This is a genomic window from Pseudomonas sp. MWU12-2319 (genome assembly GCF_023242525.1).
Classification (GTDB): domain Bacteria; phylum Pseudomonadota; class Gammaproteobacteria; order Pseudomonadales; family Pseudomonadaceae; genus Aquipseudomonas; species Aquipseudomonas gingeri_D.
In genome coordinates this window covers 148,097-163,068 of sequence record NZ_JALJES010000017.1, presented here as the reverse complement: position 1 = coordinate 163,068, position 14,972 = coordinate 148,097, and the positions used below count along the sequence as shown (strand labels likewise).

The following is a 14,972-nucleotide window of genomic DNA, read 5'->3' as shown; positions in this document are numbered from 1 at the left end:
CATTAGGCCATTATTCAGTCATCTTTTTTTTGAACGATCACTTGGATATAGACATTCGCACAACCCACGGACGTTCATGGGTGTGGCAGTGCGGTGGGCTGTATCAAATGAACCACCAGTCATGGAGCACTGGTACTGGGCTGCTACTTCCCTTGCCCCTCTCGGACAAGCCGCAAGCCGCATGATCAGGGACTAACTCTCACGTTGTATCCCTCTCCGAGCAGACGCCATGCTATTTGCCTCCCATAAGAAAGCCATCAGTACCCTGCAACAATCCGTCACCGAGCAAGCCAACCAACTCGCGGCCATCGACCGCTCCATGATCGTGATCGAGTTCGACCTCAATGGCACGGTCCTGCGCGCCAACGAGAACTTTCTCAAGGTCACCGGCTATCGCCAGGAGCAGGTGGTGGGCCAGGCGCACCGGACGCTCTGCACGCCGGCCTACGCCCGCAGCAGCGAGTACAGCCAGCTTTGGTCACGACTGAAGTCCGGCCAGTTCGAAGCCGGGACCTTCGAGCAGGTCACGGCCGATGGCCGGTCCATCTGGTTGGAAGCCAGCTACAACCCGATCAAGAATGACAGCGGCAGTCTCTTCAAGGTCATCGCCTACGCCCTGGACATCACCGCCAGGATGCAACAGGAGAGCGAGGCCAACGGCAAGTTGCAGGCTATCGACCGGGCCATGGCGATGATCGAATTCAACCTCGATGGCAGTGTCATCTCTGCCAACCAGAACTTCCTCAAGCTGATGGGCTACACCCTGGCGGAGATCCAGGGCAAGCACCACAAGATATTCTGCAACCCGGCCACCACCAACAGCAGCGAGTACCAGGATTTCTGGCGCCGCCTGAACCAGGGCGAGTTCTTCAACGGCCAGTTCGAACGCGTCGGCAAGCGTGGCCAGACCCTGTGGCTCGAGGCCAGCTACAACCCGGTATACGACGCCGGCGGTCGCTTGTGCAAAGTGGTCAAGTTGGCTTCGGACGTTACCAGCGGTGTCGAGAAACACGAACAGGATGCCAAAAGTGCGACCGAGGCCTATCACCTCTCGATCGAGACGCGAAAAGTCGCCGAGCACGGTACTGGCGTTATCCAGCAGGCCGCCACCGAGATGCGTGAAATTGCCTCGAACATCGAAGGCTCCTCCACGCTGATCGCCAAACTGGGCGAGCGCTCCGAACAGATCACCGCCATCGTCAACACCATTCGCGGGATTGCCGACCAGACCAACCTGCTGGCGTTGAACGCGGCCATTGAAGCGGCCCGGGCCGGCGAACAGGGACGCGGCTTCGCGGTGGTCGCCGACGAGGTGCGCTTGCTGGCGGCGCGCACCAGCGGTTCGACCGCAGAGATTTCCGAGATGATCGGCATGATCCAGAACGAAACCCTGAAGGCCATCGACAGCATGAACGGCACCCGCGACCGAGCGGCCAAAGGGGTCGACCTGGCGGACCAGGCCGGCACGGTGATCCTGCAGATTCGCGAAGGGGCCAATCAGGCGGTGCGCGCGGTCAGCATGTTCGCTGGGCAGAGCTGATACACAGCGGGCCAGACGAGAGCGCCAGGGATGGCGCCGGGCAACGTCGGATAGGGCTATAGTGAGCCTTGATTCCCACGCCTTGCAGAGTCCACCATGACGTCAGAAAGTTCCGAAGCGAAAAGTCCTGAAACCCCAAAGAAAATCGTCGACCATCTGCGCTTCCATCGCCCCCACGCCCATCTGTCCACCACCTTCGGCAACGACACCTTTGCGCTGAAGGCCGAAGCCTTTGCACGGTTTTTTGGTACGCCGATGTTTCTCGGTGCCCAAACGGTGATCGTCGCGGCCTGGATTATCCTCAACGTCGCGGGCGTGACCCAGTTCGACGTCTACCCGTTCATCCTGCTCAACCTGGCGTTCAGCCTGCAAGCGGCCTATGCCGCGCCCTTGATCCTGCTGGCCCAGACTCGCCAGGCCGCGCGGGACAAAGCCCATTCCGACGCCGATGCCCAGCACCGCGAAGCCCTGGCTGTCGCCAATACCGAACGGCAGGCCGAGGCGGCGAAAACCACCGAGCAACTGCTGGCGCTGCTCGAACAGAACACCCAACTGACCGAAATGACCAAGCAACTGACCGAACGTATCGAGGGTCTGACGCTGGAGATGCACGAGCATTTCGTGCGCAAGACCTGAGTCGTCGGTGAAACGCTGTTTTAAAAACACCGCGTACCTGTAGGAGCCTGGCTTGCCAGCGAAGCTTTCAGCGTCCTCAAGGACGCCTCGCGGGCAAGCCAGGCGCCTACAAGGGCCTGTGTGTTTTCAGGAAAGTATTTCGGCACCAGGCCCAAGGCGAATAGATTGGGCCAGCTCATCGAACAAGGTCACCACCGAGCGCAACGCCCGGCAATCGGGACGGGTCAGCAGCCACAACGCCGTATCGTAGCTCGGCGGCACTTCGGCCAGGGGCCGCAAGCCCTGCTGCTCACCCAGCAGGAAATCCGGCAACACCGCAATGCCCAATCCGGCCCGCGCCAACTCCGCCACCGACAACATGCTGTTGCAGCGGTAACTCGGTACCACCCCGGGGAAATGCTGGCGACGCCAGCTCACGCTCGGATGATCGGGCAGAAAATCATCCGGGGCGATCCAGACCCCTCGCCCCAGATCCTCAGGAACAAGCGCCGGCAAATACCCCGGACTGGCACACACCCGATAAGACACCGCCCCCAGGCAACGCCCCACCAGATGCTCCGGTGGCGAGTCAGTCAACCGCAAGGCGATATCGGCATCGCGCCGGTTCAGGTTGGCGAAATCGTTGGAGGTGCTGAGCTCCAGAGTCAAGGCCGGATAAGCCGGCATAAACCGCGCCAGCGCCGGTAACAACAGCGCATGCAGGACCGAATCGGTACAGGTCAGGCGCACCGTACCACTGATCACCTCGCCGCCCTGCTCAATGCTGACACACGCGGCTTCCAACGCCTGCTCGGCACGCTCCGCCTGTTCGGCCAGGGATTGCGCCAGGCTGGTGGGCAGATAACCGGCGCGGCTCTTTTCGAACAGCTCACGGCCCAGTGAGGCCTCCAACCGACGCACCGAACGGAACACCGTCGAGACATCGACCTTGAGCAATCCCGCCGCCCGTGCCAGGGAGCGCCCACGGACCAGCGCGAGAATCAGCGAAAGGTCGGTGTGCTCCATCCGATAGTGCAACGGTGCATTGATCAATTGGGTAACTGCCTATATTGAATGCGTCGCCGCCACCTTATAGTTCGCCCCAGGAATCAACAAGCCTGAGGGAAAACTCCATGGAACAGCGCTCGCCACACACCGTCCTGAACATTGCCCTGATCGGCGATCACGACCCACAGGTCACCGCTCACCGCGCCATTCCCGTGGCTCTGCAACGGGCGGCCGAGGCTGCCGGGCTTGAGGTAAAGGCTCACTGGCTGGCCACGGATAGCCTCACACCACAGACCGACCTGAGACTTTTTGCTGGTTTCTGGTGCGTACCGGCCAGCCCCTACCGCAGCCTGGAAGGCGCATTGCGGGCAATCACTTACGCCCGCGAACAACAGCGACCGTTTCTCGGCACCTGTGGCGGTTTCCAGCATGCCGTCCTGGAATATGCGCGTCATGTTCTCGGCTGGACGGATGCCGAGCATGGCGAAACAGCGCCCGACTCGGCGCGCGCGGTGATTTCACCGTTGAGCTGCTCCCTGGTCGAAGCCCACGACCGCATCCAGTTTATCGAAGGCACGCTGATCGCCAAGGCTTACGGGGCCCTGGAAACCCACGAAGGTTATCACTGCCGCTACGGCATCAATCCCGAGTTCGAAAACGCCTTGCTCGATGGCGACCTGCGCGCCGGCGGCCATGACGCCCAGGGCGATCTGCGCGCGATCGAACTCAAGGGGCATCCGTTCTTCGTCGCGACCCTGTTCCAGCCCGAACGCGCGGCGCTGGAAGGCCGTATCCCGGCGTTGACCAGTGCATTCCTGGCGGCCTGCGCGAGCCAGCAACAATGATCGCCCAGACACCGCAACCGCCCTACTACGCCGTTATCTTCACCTCCCTGCGCACCGAGGGTGATCATGGTTATGGCGAAGCGGCAGAGCGCATGGTCGAACTGGCCCGACAACAGCCGGGCTTTCTCGGCGTCGAGTCGGCCCGGGGCGAGGATGGCCTGGGCATCACCGTGTCCTACTGGAGCGACGAAGCGGCAATCCTGGCCTGGAAACAACATGCCGAACACAGCGAAATCCGTGAACGCGGCCGTTCAACCTGGTACCAGGCCTGTCATACCCGGGTGTGCAAGGTCGAACGGGCCTACTCTTTCCAGCGTTGATCACCTCAGGAGGCGATGAGTGCCCGGCGCAGCGCGACAATCTCGGGAATATCCACGCGCCGCTGGTACACCCGCAGCGGTTCGCTGATGTTGATCCGATCGTCAATGTTCTGGTCCAGCAGCAGTTGAATCCGTTCGCGGCTCAGGCTCATGGTCTCTTCCGCGGCCGGCACCCAGACAAACTCGCAGGCCGCAAAGATGGCGTCATCCGCCACGTCCATGCCGAAGGCGTCCTCACTGAAGCGGACGATGTACTGGGCGGTCTTGTGATTGAAGCCGACAAAACCCTTGAGTTGGTCAGCGGCCTGGCAGATAAGCTCGGATGTGATCGACATGGTAAACCCCGCTTTAGAGCCACAAGGCTCATGGATGGACGGTTTACACGCAGGGCAGGCCTGTCCCTCTGACGGGGAGATGGGCGACAAATACTGTTGCACAATACCCGAGGAAAACGCCAAAAACCGGATCTGGAGCAGGTTTGTGTCTGTTTCGCGATAGCCCCTGTAGCAATCCGTTGTTGATGGGCTGAAGCGGGACGTCAAGCTCGACGCCAAGACCGGCGCGGTGCTTCACGACAAGAAAGACACCTGATCCCACGCTGACCTTGCGCGAGCCGGACAAGCCGACTCCCGCAAGGTCCTGGTTACCAGCGCTTACCAGAGCGCCAAGGTGTAGCTGATGATCAGACGGTTCTCGTCCAGGTCATTGCCGAAGTTCGAACGCACCGTCGCATTGCGCCACTTCACCCCCACCCCTTTGAGCGTCCCGTCCTGGAACACATAACCGATATCGGTGTTGCGTTCCCATTCCTTGCCTTCACCCGGAATCGTCCTTTGCACATTGTCACCGGACACGTAGCGGGTCATGAAGGTCAGGCCCGGCAAGCCCAACTGTGCAAAGTCGTAGTCATAACGCACCTGCAAGGAACGTTCGTCGATATTGGCGAAGTCGCCGATCTGCACGAAGTTCACCAGGTACGGATCGCTGTGCCCGATATACGGGAACGGGTCCTTGCCGCTCATGCGCTGATAGCCGAAGCCCAGGGAGTTGCCCTTGAAGGAGTAAGTGAACATCCCGCCCAATGCGCGGTTATCCAGCGGACGGAAGTTGCCGTCCTCGGCACTGCGGGCGTAACGCAGGTCGGTCTTCAAGCTCTGGCCCTGGCCCAGGTCCCAGTTATGCACCAGGCCCAGGAAGTTCTGCTGGTAGATATTCTCCAGCTGGCCATAGCGATACTGGGTCAGCAGGTTGGGCAGCCACTGGTAGTCGGCCCCGGCGAACTGGAACTTGTCGCTCGAACCGCCGATACGGTTGGCCGTCATCTTCTGATCATCGGTGGAGTCGACGTAGCGGATCTGGTTGAAGGAGCCCCCGGTCAGCCTCAAGTGGTCGATTTCCTGCACATTCAGCAAACCGCCCTGAAAGGTCCCGGGCAACAAGCGGGTATCGTTGGAGATGATCACCGGGTCCTTCATCTGAAAGCTACCGACCTTCAGCGTGCTTTTGGAAATACGCACCTTGGCCGCCGCCGCCAGCTTGCCGTAGCTGTCCTGGGAACCGCCGTGGCGGGTGTCCGCCGGCAACAGGCCGGTCCCCGCCGTGCCCGGTCCCGAGTCCAGTTTGTAACCGACCATGCCCAGGGCATCGAGGCCGAAACCGACGGTGCCTTCGGTGTAGCCCGATTCCATGCGCAACAGGAAACCCTGGGCCCATTCATCGGCTTTTTCCCGGGAGCCCGGCTGGCGAAAATCTCGGTTGAAGTAGAAGTTGCGTGCTTCCAGGGTCCCCTTGCTGTCGGCGAGGAAATCCGCCCGGGCGCCCGGCGCCCAGAGCAGGCCCAAGCCCACTAACGCGCTCACTGGCACGGAAAAACGTGATAAATGATCGAACGACTTCATGGTGTGCTCCTTTATTGCGGACGCGAGCCGACCCTCTCGGGGGCGTTGGGATCGCGACCGATGTGGTTGAAATGTCAGGATCAGTAGTCCCTGGGCCCGCCGGACCCAGGTGCGTCGAATATCAGCTCTCGAGCTGGCGACCGCGGGTTTCCGGCAGGCTCAGGGCCGCCAGGATCACCACCGCGTAAGCGCCGGCGGCAAACACACCGATGCCGACGCCAATCGGCAGGGTTTCACTCAGCGCACCGATAAACAGTGGGAACAACGCGGCGATGGAGCGCCCGGCGTTGTAGCAGAAGCCCTGGCCCGACCCACGCATGCGGGTGGGAAACAGCTCGGTGAGGAACGCCCCCATGCCGGCGAAGATGCCCGAGGCGAAGAAGCCCAGGGGAAAGCCCAGCCAGAGCATCCAGGTGTTATCGATGGGCAACTGGGTGTAGGCCAGGACGATGCTCATGGAGCCGACGGCAAAGAGGATGAAGTTCTTCTTGCGGCCGATGGCGTCGGTCAGCAATGCACTGATGACGTAGCCGACATAGGAACCGACGATCACCATCGCCAGATAGCCGCCCGTGCCCAGCACACTCAGGCCGCGCTCGGTTTTCAGATAGGTCGGCAACCAGGTGGTGATCGCGTAGTAACCGCCCAGCGCACCGGTGGTCAGCAGCGAAGCGCGCAAGGTGGTGCTGAGCATCCGCGGCGCGAAGATCTCGAAGAAGGCCCAGGGCGAAGGCTTTTCAGCCTGGCTCAGACGCTCGTCCCGAGCCTGCTCGAAGGTGTCGGACTCCTTGACCAACCGGCGGATCACCAGCACGAACAGCGCCGGTACCAGACCGACCATGAACAGCGCCCGCCAGGCCTGCTCCGGTGGTAGAAAGCTGAACAAGCCCGCATAGAGCAGGGCCGTCAGGCCCCAGCCCAGCGCCCAGCCGGCCTGCACCATGCCCACCGCCTTGCCACGATCCTGGGAGCGGATCACCTCGCCGATCAGCACCGCGCCGGCGGTCCACTCGCCACCAAAACCGAAGCCCATCAGCGTGCGCGCCACCAGCAGTTGGTCGTAGTTCTGGGCCAGCCCGCACATGAAGGTGAAGAAGGCAAACCAGAGCACCGTCAGTTGCAGGGTGCGCACCCGACCGATGCGGTCGGAGAGAATCCCGGCGATCCAGCCGCCGGCCGCCGAGGCCAGCAAGGTCGAGGTGCCGATCAACCCGGCCTCGCCCTTGGAAATGCCCCAGGTGGCAATCAGGGTGGGAATCACGAAACTCAGCATCTGGGTGTCCATGCCATCCAGGCCATAGCCGATCTTGCAACTCCAGAAGGTGCGCTTTTCATTTTTGCTCAGCGGGGCGTACCAGGCGAACGGGCCGGCACGGCGCGTCCCTGAAGGCACGGGGTCAGTCATGGTGTGTTCCATGGAGGGTTCCTGCGGCAGCAAGGGAAGATGACGGACACGCCTCATTGTTTTTTTGTGAAGGCGTTGTCGTGGAGAACCGATGCAGATGCGCTACATCGTGGAGTGGATTCTTCGCGCCGGAGCGGTACAGCGTCAAACGGGAAAAAAGCCGGTCAATGCATAAGAAAAGTTGATGGCCCCTTAATGGCCCCTACCGGGATAGCGGCGTGCCGTGTGCAACCGCGCATCAGTTTTTCTTGTTTGCAATAACAGATTTTCTCGTTGGACGAGGCGGTCGCGGCGCCCTAAAAAGGCCTCGACCCAACACAAGAGAGACGTTCGATGAACCTGCCCGCGCTGTCCTTCGATCAGTTGCGCCATCTGGCGCCGCGCGCCTTGCGCCGACACATCGCCACCGACCAGTATCAGGGCCACACCAGCGGCCTGGGCCTGGGTCGGGTACAAGCCAATATCGTGATTTTGCCAGGGGACTGGGCCGACGAGTTCCTGCGTTTCTGCACCCTCAATCGCCAGGCCTGCCCGATACTGGACATCACCGAACCCGGCGACCCGATCTTCCGTCACCTGGGCGAGAGCGTCGATATCCGCCATGACGTACCGCGCTACCGGGTCTATCGCCAGGGCGAACTGAGCGAGGAGCCGCAAAACATCAAGCACCTCTGGCGCGACGATATGGTGGCCTTCGCCATCGGTTGCTCCTTCTCCTTCGAGCAACCCTTGCTGGAGGCCGGCATCGATCTGCGTCACGTCAAATTGGGCCGCAACGTGGCGATGTTCCAGACCAATATCGATACCCGCCCCACCGAACGTCTGCGGGGCAAGCTGGTGGTGAGCATGCGACCGTTGAAGGCCGCCGACGCCATTCGGGCAGTGCAGATCACCGGACGCATGCCCAATGTGCATGGCGCGCCGGTGCACATCGGCGACCCGCGACTGATCGGCATCCACGACCTCGGTGCACCGGACTACGGTGACGCCGTGCCGCTGGCCGACGATGAACTTCCAGTGTTCTGGGCCTGCGGCGTGACCCCGCAATCGGTGGTGCAGGCGTCACGCCCACCGTTATGCATTACCCATGCGCCGGGCTGCATGCTGGTGAGCGATCTGCACAACCACAGCCTTTGACTCAGGCCGTGGTGTTTACCGAAGTGCCCGAGGTGCTGCTGCCCTCGGCCTGCAAGGCAGTGGTCAGGGCAGCGCTGACGGTGGAAATGGAACCGGCAATGGAAGACACCTGCGACTGCGCGGCCGCGAGCAAGGTGGCCTTGGCGTCCGGGTCTCCCTTGCTGTCCTGGGCTTTCTGCATTTGCAGCTCCGCTTGCTGCAGCTGCTTTTGCAGATCGGCCAATTGCTTTTGCAGCTGCTGGACCTCCTGGGAGGAAGTACTGGTGCTGGAGCTGTCGCTGCTGCTACCGGAGGCGCCGCCGGCGCCCGCCGGTTGGCTAGCGCCGGCCTGGGTGGTGCTCGCAGCTCCGGTGGCGCTGGTGCTGGTGGTGTCAGTAGCGGTGGTGCCGGTGGTCTTGTTGGTGCTGCTGGTGGTAAGGGTTGGGGCAATGGTGACCGAAGTAATGCTGACCATGGGGATCTCCCGATTCAGTTATGGGCAGTCATGTCATCGACAACCTTTCAACATGATTGAGATCGATTCTGTATCACACGTGTCAGCGTCCCGATACAAGGCCACATCCCTGTGGCCGCGAATCAGGCCCCGAGGCGCGCCGTCACATCATTCAACTGTCCCGACAAGCCGTGCAGGTTCTGGCTCGCAGCCTCGGTGCGCTTGACGTTGTCCAGGTTGGTACTGGCAATGGCGGTGATCTCGGTCAGGTTGCGCGAGATGTCTTCGGCCACCGAGGTCTGCTCTTCGGCGGCGGTAGCGATCTGACGGTTCATGTCGCGGATCGCTTCCACCGCGGTAGTGATGCGTTCGAGCATGGCCCCGGCCTCGGTCACCTGCTCGACGCTCTCCTCACTGCGGGCCTGCCCGCCTTCGATAGCCTGGGCCGCGTCCACCGCACCGGTCTGGACCGAATGGATGATCTGGTTGATCTCGATGATCGACGCCGCGGTGCGCTGGGCCAGGCTGCGCACCTCATCGGCGACCACGGCAAAGCCGCGTCCGGCCTCACCGGCACGGGCGGCCTCGATGGCGGCGTTGAGCGCCAGCAGGTTGGTCTGTTCGGCAATCCCGCGAATCACTTCCAGCACCTTGCCGACCCGTCCGCTGTCGGCTTCCAGGCGCCGGATGACCGTGGCGGTGGAGGTGATTTCGCCACGCATGCGGGTAATGGTCTCGATGGTCGATTGCATCACCAACTCGCCCTGCTGGGCCGCGCGATCGGCATCATCCGCCGCTGTAGCGGCATCTCCGGCATGGCGAGCGACCTCCTGGGCGGTGGCGGACATTTCGGTCATCGCCGTGGCCACCTGGTCGGTCCGTTCGAATTGTTCGTGGGTGCCGTTGGCCATCAGGCCGGCAATCGACTTCAGTTCGCCGCTGGCGCTGTCCAGGTCCGAGGTACTGCGCTTGAGATGGCTGAAGGTTTCGGCCAGGAAGTCGCGCAAGGTGTTCGCCGCTACCGCCAGGTGTCCCAGTTCGTCCTGGCGATCGGCATTCACCCTGTTGTCGAACTTGCCATGGCTCAATTGCGCCACGTAGTCGATCAGGCGACGGATCGGTTCCACCAGATTGCGGTTGACCAGCCACAGGCTCAACAGACCAATCAACAACCCGGAAATCACCAGCACAACGATGCCGACCCAGATCGTCCGCTCGGCCTGGGCACTGATAGCTTGCGACTGCTCATCACCCTGCTGGCGCAACTGCGCGACCAGGTTCTTCATCTGCTCGCTGGCCGCGCGGTCGACGCCCTTGACCGCCTGGTCACCGGCGCTCGCATCGGACCCGGCGGCCAGATAGGCCTCGCGACCTTTCAGATAGGCGCTGCCCAGCACCTGGTGTGCATCACGCAGTTGCTCGATCTGCGACTTGAGCCGTGCATCCATGCCAGGCTGGTTGATCAGACGACCGAGGATGTCCTGCACATCGCGCTGACGCGCTTCAAACTGCGACCAGTAACGGTTGAGGTCCTCAGGCTGCTTGCCACGCAGCAGGACATCCTTCCACTCCTGCACCTGTGCTTTGAATTGCACATTGGCCTCGTCGATCAAATGCGAGGTGCGCAAGGGTCCGGCGAGTAAATCCCGATAATCCTGAACGCCATTGGACAAGAGGTGAAAACAGGTCAGCGCGATCAGCAACATGGCGATCAGACTGCCGCTCAGGAGTGTGAGCAGTTGTGCTCTCAAGGATTTTTTCAGCATGGGGGCAGTCTCGGAACAAGCATGGAGCGTTCCCCGTGGGGAGCGCAAGCAGTCGAAACTTCCCTGTCAGCGACAACCGGGCACACGGCCAAATAGAGGATGGCTTACATCTCATAACATCGGCGTATAGCCACGACGCTTGAGTCGAGTCGACCATCGGTCAATACAGCGCAAGATGCCCAGCGGCCTGTTGGAAAAAGCTCAGCCCCCGCCAGAACAGAACTCGTCACAAAACTGTCAAAAAGCCTTGCGATGATGAGCTCCGCGAATCTGTAAAAAAATGTTTCAGGCATTCCCCTTCAGCGAGCCTCCATGAATCACAGCCTTGACCAAAGCCATCGTGACCCGGATCTGTTCGGCCTGCTTTACGGCTTTCGCTTCCGCACCGGCGAACGAGGTCAGGAAATAGACTCGGCCACGGCCCTGCAATGCCTGCAACAACCGGAAGATCCCGATGAATTTATCTGGCTGCACCTGAACCTGGCACACGCCGCCTGCGAGCGCTGGATGAAGACCCACCTGTCGTTGCCCGACGAGTTTTTCGAGGCCCTGCACGAAGGCTCGCGCTCGACCCGTATCGAACACGTCGACAACGCCTTGCTGGCGGTGGTCAACGACGTGGTGTTCAACCTCAGCAGCATGGTCTCCTCGGACATCTCCACGCTGTGGGTCTGCGCCCGCAGCAAACTGTTGATCAGCGCGCGCCTGCAACCCCTGCACTCGGTGGACAAGCTGCGCTCCTCGGTCAAGGCCGGCGAACGCTTTCGCTCGCCGCTGGAACTGCTGGTGCACCTGCTGCGCGACCAGGGTGAAGTGCTGACCCAGATCGTGCGCAAGACCAGCACCAGCGTCGACCAGATCGAAGACCAGTTGCTGGCCTTGCGCCTGAGCAACAACCGCGCCGAACTCGGTGCCATGCGCCGGATACTGGTACGCCTGCAACGCCTGCTGGCCCTGGAGCCGGGCTCGTTGCTGCGGCTGCTCAACCGTCCGCCGCAATGGTTGCAGAAGGAAGACGTCAAGGAACTGCGCAAATCCACCGAGGAGTTCTCGCTGATCCTCAGCGATCTGGAAGCCCTCGGCGAACGGATCAAGCTGTTGCAGGAAGAGATCGCCGCCAGCCTCAACGAACAGAGCAACCGCACCCTCTTCACCCTGACCGTGGTGACCGTCCTGGCACTGCCGATCAACATCATTGCCGGCTTCTTCGGCATGAACGTCGGCGGCATCCCGCTGGCGGGCGACCCGGAAGGTTTCTGGATCCTGGTAGCGCTGGTCGTGACCTTCACCTTGCTGGCCGGGCGCTGGGCATTTCGCAAACGTCAGGATTACTGATCTGGCGCAGTCAGCCTGTAACATTCAGCAACGAATATGACTGGCATCCGTTCTCAAAAAGGATTCCCGGTATGGCCATCCCTTCATCGACTGCTGCCTCGTCCGCCCAGGGCGAAGGCAACCCCCTGCTCGAAAGCAAACCCCGCGTCTTCACCGCGGTGATCTTTTTCGCGGTACTGGCCATGGGCTTGCTGTTCACCGCCTACAGCCTGATGCATGACATGCATGACTTCGGCACCGTGGTCACCACCTGGACACCGTTCCTGCTACTCGGCGTGGCGCTGCTGATCGCCCTCGGCTTCGAGTTCGTCAACGGTTTCCACGACACCGCCAACGCCGTGGCCACCGTGATCTACACCAACTCCCTGCCGGCGCATTTCGCGGTGGTCTGGTCCGGCTGCTTCAACTTCCTCGGCGTGCTGCTCTCCAGCGGCGCGGTGGCGTTCGGCATTATCGCCCTGCTGCCGGTGGAACTGATCCTGCAAGTCGGCTCCTCGGCCGGTTTCGCGATGATCTTCGCCCTGCTGATCGCCGCCATCCTGTGGAACCTCGGCACCTGGTGGCTGGGCCTGCCGGCCTCTTCGTCCCACACCCTGATCGGCTCGATCATCGGTGTCGGCGTGGCCAATGCCCTGATGCACGGACGCGACGGCACCAGCGGTGTCGACTGGAGCCAGGCAACCAAGATCGGTTATGCCCTGCTGGTGTCGCCACTGGTGGGGTTCTTCTTCGCCGCGCTGTTGCTGCTGGTCCTGCGCCTGTTGGTGAAGAACCGTGAACTGTACAAGGCGCCCAAAGGCAATTCGCCGCCACCGTGGTGGATTCGTGGCCTGCTGATCCTGACCTGCACCGGTGTGTCTTTCGCCCACGGCTCCAACGACGGGCAAAAAGGCATGGGCCTGATCATGCTGATCCTGGTCGGCACCCTGCCGATGGCCTACGCGCTGAACCGCACCATGCCGGCCGACCAGGCGCTGCAGTTCGCCGCCGTCGCCGAAGTCACCCAACAAGCACTGGTGCGCAACGCGCCGCAACCGGCCCCCGCCGACCCGCGCCAAATACTCTCGGACTACGTGCGAAGCAAAAAAATGACGCCGGAGGTGGTCCCGTCACTGGCGGCCCTGGCCGGCAATATCGGTACCGAGGTCAAGGGTTACGGCTCGCTGGCCAAGGTCCCGGCCGAAGCCATGGGCAACGTGCGCAACGACATGTACCTGAGCAGCGAAACCATCCGCCTGATGGACAAGGACAAGGTCGGCAATTTCGACGCTGATACCCAGGGCAAGGTGCAGTTGTTCAAACAGCAGATCGACGGCGCCACCCGCTTCATTCCGCTGTGGGTGAAGATTGTCGTGGCCATCGCCCTGGGCCTGGGCACCATGGTTGGCTGGAAGCGCATCGTGGTCACCGTCGGCGAGAAGATCGGCAAGACCCACATGACCTACGCCCAGGGCGCCTCGGCGGAAATGGTCGCGATGCTGACCATCGGTGCGGCGGACATCTACGGTTTGCCGGTATCGACCACCCACGTCTTGTCCTCGGGCGTGGCCGGGACCATGGTCGCCAATGGCGGCGGCTTGCAGATGCGCACCATCCGCAACCTGATGATGGCCTGGGTCCTGACCCTGCCGGCGGCGATCCTGTTGTCGGGCAGCCTGTACTGGTTGTTCACGCAGATTTTCTAAGCCACACCGCCTCAATGGCACAACACAAAACCCGTGGGAGCCGGCTTGCCGGCGATGGGGCCCGTCAACCGGACACGCCACTGCGGATCAACAAATCCTTCAGCACGCTGCGCAACGGCACCTCGCCCTTGCGCGGCGTTCCGGCGAACTCGATCCAGCCTTCGTTGAAACCGTCGATCATCTGCATGCGCGGCAGCGGGTTATTCATCCCCTGGGAGGTGAACAAATCCTCCCAGGTATCACGTGCCACCACTTCCATGCGCACCGGCTTGCCCAGCCACTCGGCAAAACCGCCGGCAATCTGCTCGGGCGTCACTCGCTCCGGTCCTTCCAGTTCAACCACCCGCTTGCCACTCCAGGATTCCTGCACCAACTGCGCGGCCAGGCGTCCGACATCCGCCGTGGCGATCATCGGCACCGGCTTGTCCAGCGGTTGCAGAAAGCTGGGGATCACTCCCGTTTCCACCGCCGCCGCCACATCCCACAGGGCATTCTCCATAAACCAGCCCGGACGCAGGAAGGTGACCGACAGATCCAGCGTGCTCAAGCCCTGTTCCAACAACTGCAACTGGTTCAGCAGATTCGGCTGGGTCGCCTGGGCACCGATGGTCGACAAACACACCACCTTCGCCGGCCGCGCCTGTTCCAGCGCCGCGCGCAGGGTTTCCACCACTTGGCGGGCTTCAGGAAAGCCCGGCGTCGGATCGAAGTTCGACGGCATCATGATAAACACCCCCTCGACACCGCTGAACGCCTGCGCCAGTGCCTGCCCGTCATCCACATCGGCCAGGGCCACCTGGCAGCCTTGTCCGGCCCACGGCGCACCTTTCTCGGCGCTGCGCACCACGGCGCGTACCGATTGCCCGGCGCTGAGCAGCGTACGGGCGACGGCACCGCCCACTTGTCCGGTAATACCCATGACTGCGTACATGCAAGTTCCTCCAGGAAGCGGCGACCTCTGTCGCGATGGAGGAATTCTCCGCCA

Annotated in this window: 14 protein-coding genes; 7 read left to right on the top strand and 7 right to left on the bottom strand. The window is 61.9% G+C overall.

From position 1 onward, the window contains the following. The first annotated feature begins 229 nt into the window (after positions 1 to 229). The gene (locus tag M5C01_RS25365; RefSeq protein WP_103498821.1) at positions 230 to 1,540 is read left to right on the top strand and encodes a PAS domain-containing methyl-accepting chemotaxis protein; all 1,311 of its coding nucleotides are present in this window, start codon (positions 230 to 232) and stop codon (positions 1,538 to 1,540) included. A gap of 96 nt (positions 1,541 to 1,636) precedes the next feature. After that, positions 1,637 to 2,176, top strand: a complete 540-nt coding sequence (locus M5C01_RS25360; protein ID WP_152741254.1) for a DUF1003 domain-containing protein — start codon at positions 1,637 to 1,639, stop codon at positions 2,174 to 2,176. A gap of 126 nt (positions 2,177 to 2,302) precedes the next feature. On the opposite strand, the gene M5C01_RS25355 is transcribed toward M5C01_RS25360, so the two are convergent. Further along, entirely contained in the window at positions 2,303 to 3,208 is a 906-nt protein-coding gene (locus tag M5C01_RS25355; protein ID WP_248764406.1) for a LysR family transcriptional regulator, read from the bottom strand. 80 nt (positions 3,209 to 3,288) lie between these two features. Here M5C01_RS25355 and M5C01_RS25350 point away from each other — a divergent pair, with 80 nt between their 5' ends. Both M5C01_RS25350 and M5C01_RS25345 read left to right on the top strand, forming a co-directional pair. Continuing rightward, complete coding sequence (locus tag M5C01_RS25350) at positions 3,289 to 4,008, top strand: CTP synthase (protein WP_152741255.1); 720 nt, start codon at positions 3,289 to 3,291, stop codon at positions 4,006 to 4,008. Next, entirely contained in the window at positions 4,005 to 4,328 is a 324-nt protein-coding gene (locus M5C01_RS25345) for an antibiotic biosynthesis monooxygenase (RefSeq protein ID WP_152741256.1), read from the top strand. Before M5C01_RS25350 ends, M5C01_RS25345 begins: the two co-directional genes overlap by 4 nt. Before the next feature lie 5 nt (positions 4,329 to 4,333). On the opposite strand, the gene M5C01_RS25340 is transcribed toward M5C01_RS25345, so the two are convergent. The 3 genes from M5C01_RS25340 to M5C01_RS25330 form a co-directional block, all read right to left on the bottom strand. Further along, positions 4,334 to 4,663 carry a DUF2025 family protein gene (locus M5C01_RS25340; protein ID WP_103498826.1) on the bottom strand — a complete coding sequence of 110 codons (330 nt, stop codon included), beginning with the start codon at positions 4,661 to 4,663 and terminating at the stop codon, positions 4,334 to 4,336. A 318-nt stretch (positions 4,664 to 4,981) separates the two neighbouring features. After that, positions 4,982 to 6,226 carry an OprD family porin gene (locus M5C01_RS25335; protein WP_152741257.1) on the bottom strand — a complete coding sequence of 415 codons (1,245 nt, stop codon included), beginning with the start codon at positions 6,224 to 6,226 and terminating at the stop codon, positions 4,982 to 4,984. 121 nt (positions 6,227 to 6,347) lie between these two features. Then, a complete protein-coding gene (locus M5C01_RS25330) occupies positions 6,348 to 7,631 on the bottom strand; it encodes an MFS transporter (protein ID WP_177102646.1) in 1,284 nt (427 codons plus the stop codon). Between the two features lie 333 nt (positions 7,632 to 7,964). Here M5C01_RS25330 and M5C01_RS25325 point away from each other — a divergent pair, with 333 nt between their 5' ends. Next, positions 7,965 to 8,768, top strand: a complete 804-nt coding sequence (locus tag M5C01_RS25325; protein ID WP_152741258.1) for a putative hydro-lyase — start codon at positions 7,965 to 7,967, stop codon at positions 8,766 to 8,768. 1 nt (position 8,769) lies between these two features. Here M5C01_RS25325 and M5C01_RS25320 read toward each other — a convergent pair whose 3' ends face one another. Further along, positions 8,770 to 9,222 (bottom strand): hypothetical protein, encoded by a 453-nt coding sequence (locus M5C01_RS25320; RefSeq protein ID WP_152741259.1) that lies wholly within the window; start codon positions 9,220 to 9,222, stop codon positions 8,770 to 8,772. 122 nt (positions 9,223 to 9,344) lie between these two features. Further along, the gene (locus tag M5C01_RS25315; RefSeq protein ID WP_152741260.1) at positions 9,345 to 10,967 is read right to left on the bottom strand and encodes a methyl-accepting chemotaxis protein; all 1,623 of its coding nucleotides are present in this window, start codon (positions 10,965 to 10,967) and stop codon (positions 9,345 to 9,347) included. A gap of 312 nt (positions 10,968 to 11,279) precedes the next feature. Between M5C01_RS25315 and M5C01_RS25310 the strand changes: the two genes are divergently transcribed. Together M5C01_RS25310 and M5C01_RS25305 are read left to right on the top strand one after the other, a co-directional pair. Next, the gene (locus M5C01_RS25310; protein ID WP_152741261.1) at positions 11,280 to 12,302 is read left to right on the top strand and encodes a transporter; all 1,023 of its coding nucleotides are present in this window, start codon (positions 11,280 to 11,282) and stop codon (positions 12,300 to 12,302) included. A 71-nt stretch (positions 12,303 to 12,373) separates the two neighbouring features. Further along, positions 12,374 to 13,987, top strand: a complete 1,614-nt coding sequence (locus M5C01_RS25305) for an inorganic phosphate transporter (RefSeq protein WP_103498833.1) — start codon at positions 12,374 to 12,376, stop codon at positions 13,985 to 13,987. 64 nt (positions 13,988 to 14,051) lie between these two features. On the opposite strand, the gene M5C01_RS25300 is transcribed toward M5C01_RS25305, so the two are convergent. After that, on the bottom strand, positions 14,052 to 14,918 hold the full coding sequence (locus M5C01_RS25300; RefSeq protein ID WP_152741262.1) for an NmrA family NAD(P)-binding protein: 867 nt from the start codon (positions 14,916 to 14,918) through the stop codon (positions 14,052 to 14,054). Positions 14,919 to 14,972: the final 54 nt, after the last annotated feature.

Excerpts from the sequence above, each read along its gene's own strand:
- M5C01_RS25340 (WP_103498826.1), bottom strand. The coding sequence starts at position 4,663 with ATGTCGATCACATCCGAGCTTATCTGCCAGGCCGCTGACCAACTCAAG.
- M5C01_RS25320 (WP_152741259.1), bottom strand. The coding sequence starts at position 9,222 with ATGGTCAGCATTACTTCGGTCACCATTGCCCCAACCCTTACCACCAGC.
- M5C01_RS25310 (WP_152741261.1), top strand. The coding sequence starts at position 11,280 with ATGAATCACAGCCTTGACCAAAGCCATCGTGACCCGGATCTGTTCGGC.
- M5C01_RS25305 (WP_103498833.1), top strand. The coding sequence starts at position 12,374 with ATGGCCATCCCTTCATCGACTGCTGCCTCGTCCGCCCAGGGCGAAGGC.
- M5C01_RS25330 (WP_177102646.1), bottom strand. The coding sequence starts at position 7,631 with ATGACTGACCCCGTGCCTTCAGGGACGCGCCGTGCCGGCCCGTTCGCC.
- M5C01_RS25300 (WP_152741262.1), bottom strand. The coding sequence starts at position 14,918 with ATGTACGCAGTCATGGGTATTACCGGACAAGTGGGCGGTGCCGTCGCC.
- M5C01_RS25350 (WP_152741255.1), top strand. The coding sequence starts at position 3,289 with ATGGAACAGCGCTCGCCACACACCGTCCTGAACATTGCCCTGATCGGC.
- M5C01_RS25335 (WP_152741257.1), bottom strand. The coding sequence starts at position 6,226 with ATGAAGTCGTTCGATCATTTATCACGTTTTTCCGTGCCAGTGAGCGCG.
- M5C01_RS25345 (WP_152741256.1), top strand. The coding sequence starts at position 4,005 with ATGATCGCCCAGACACCGCAACCGCCCTACTACGCCGTTATCTTCACC.
- M5C01_RS25365 (WP_103498821.1), top strand. The coding sequence starts at position 230 with ATGCTATTTGCCTCCCATAAGAAAGCCATCAGTACCCTGCAACAATCC.
- M5C01_RS25315 (WP_152741260.1), bottom strand. The coding sequence starts at position 10,967 with ATGCTGAAAAAATCCTTGAGAGCACAACTGCTCACACTCCTGAGCGGC.
- M5C01_RS25360 (WP_152741254.1), top strand. The coding sequence starts at position 1,637 with ATGACGTCAGAAAGTTCCGAAGCGAAAAGTCCTGAAACCCCAAAGAAA.
- M5C01_RS25325 (WP_152741258.1), top strand. The coding sequence starts at position 7,965 with ATGAACCTGCCCGCGCTGTCCTTCGATCAGTTGCGCCATCTGGCGCCG.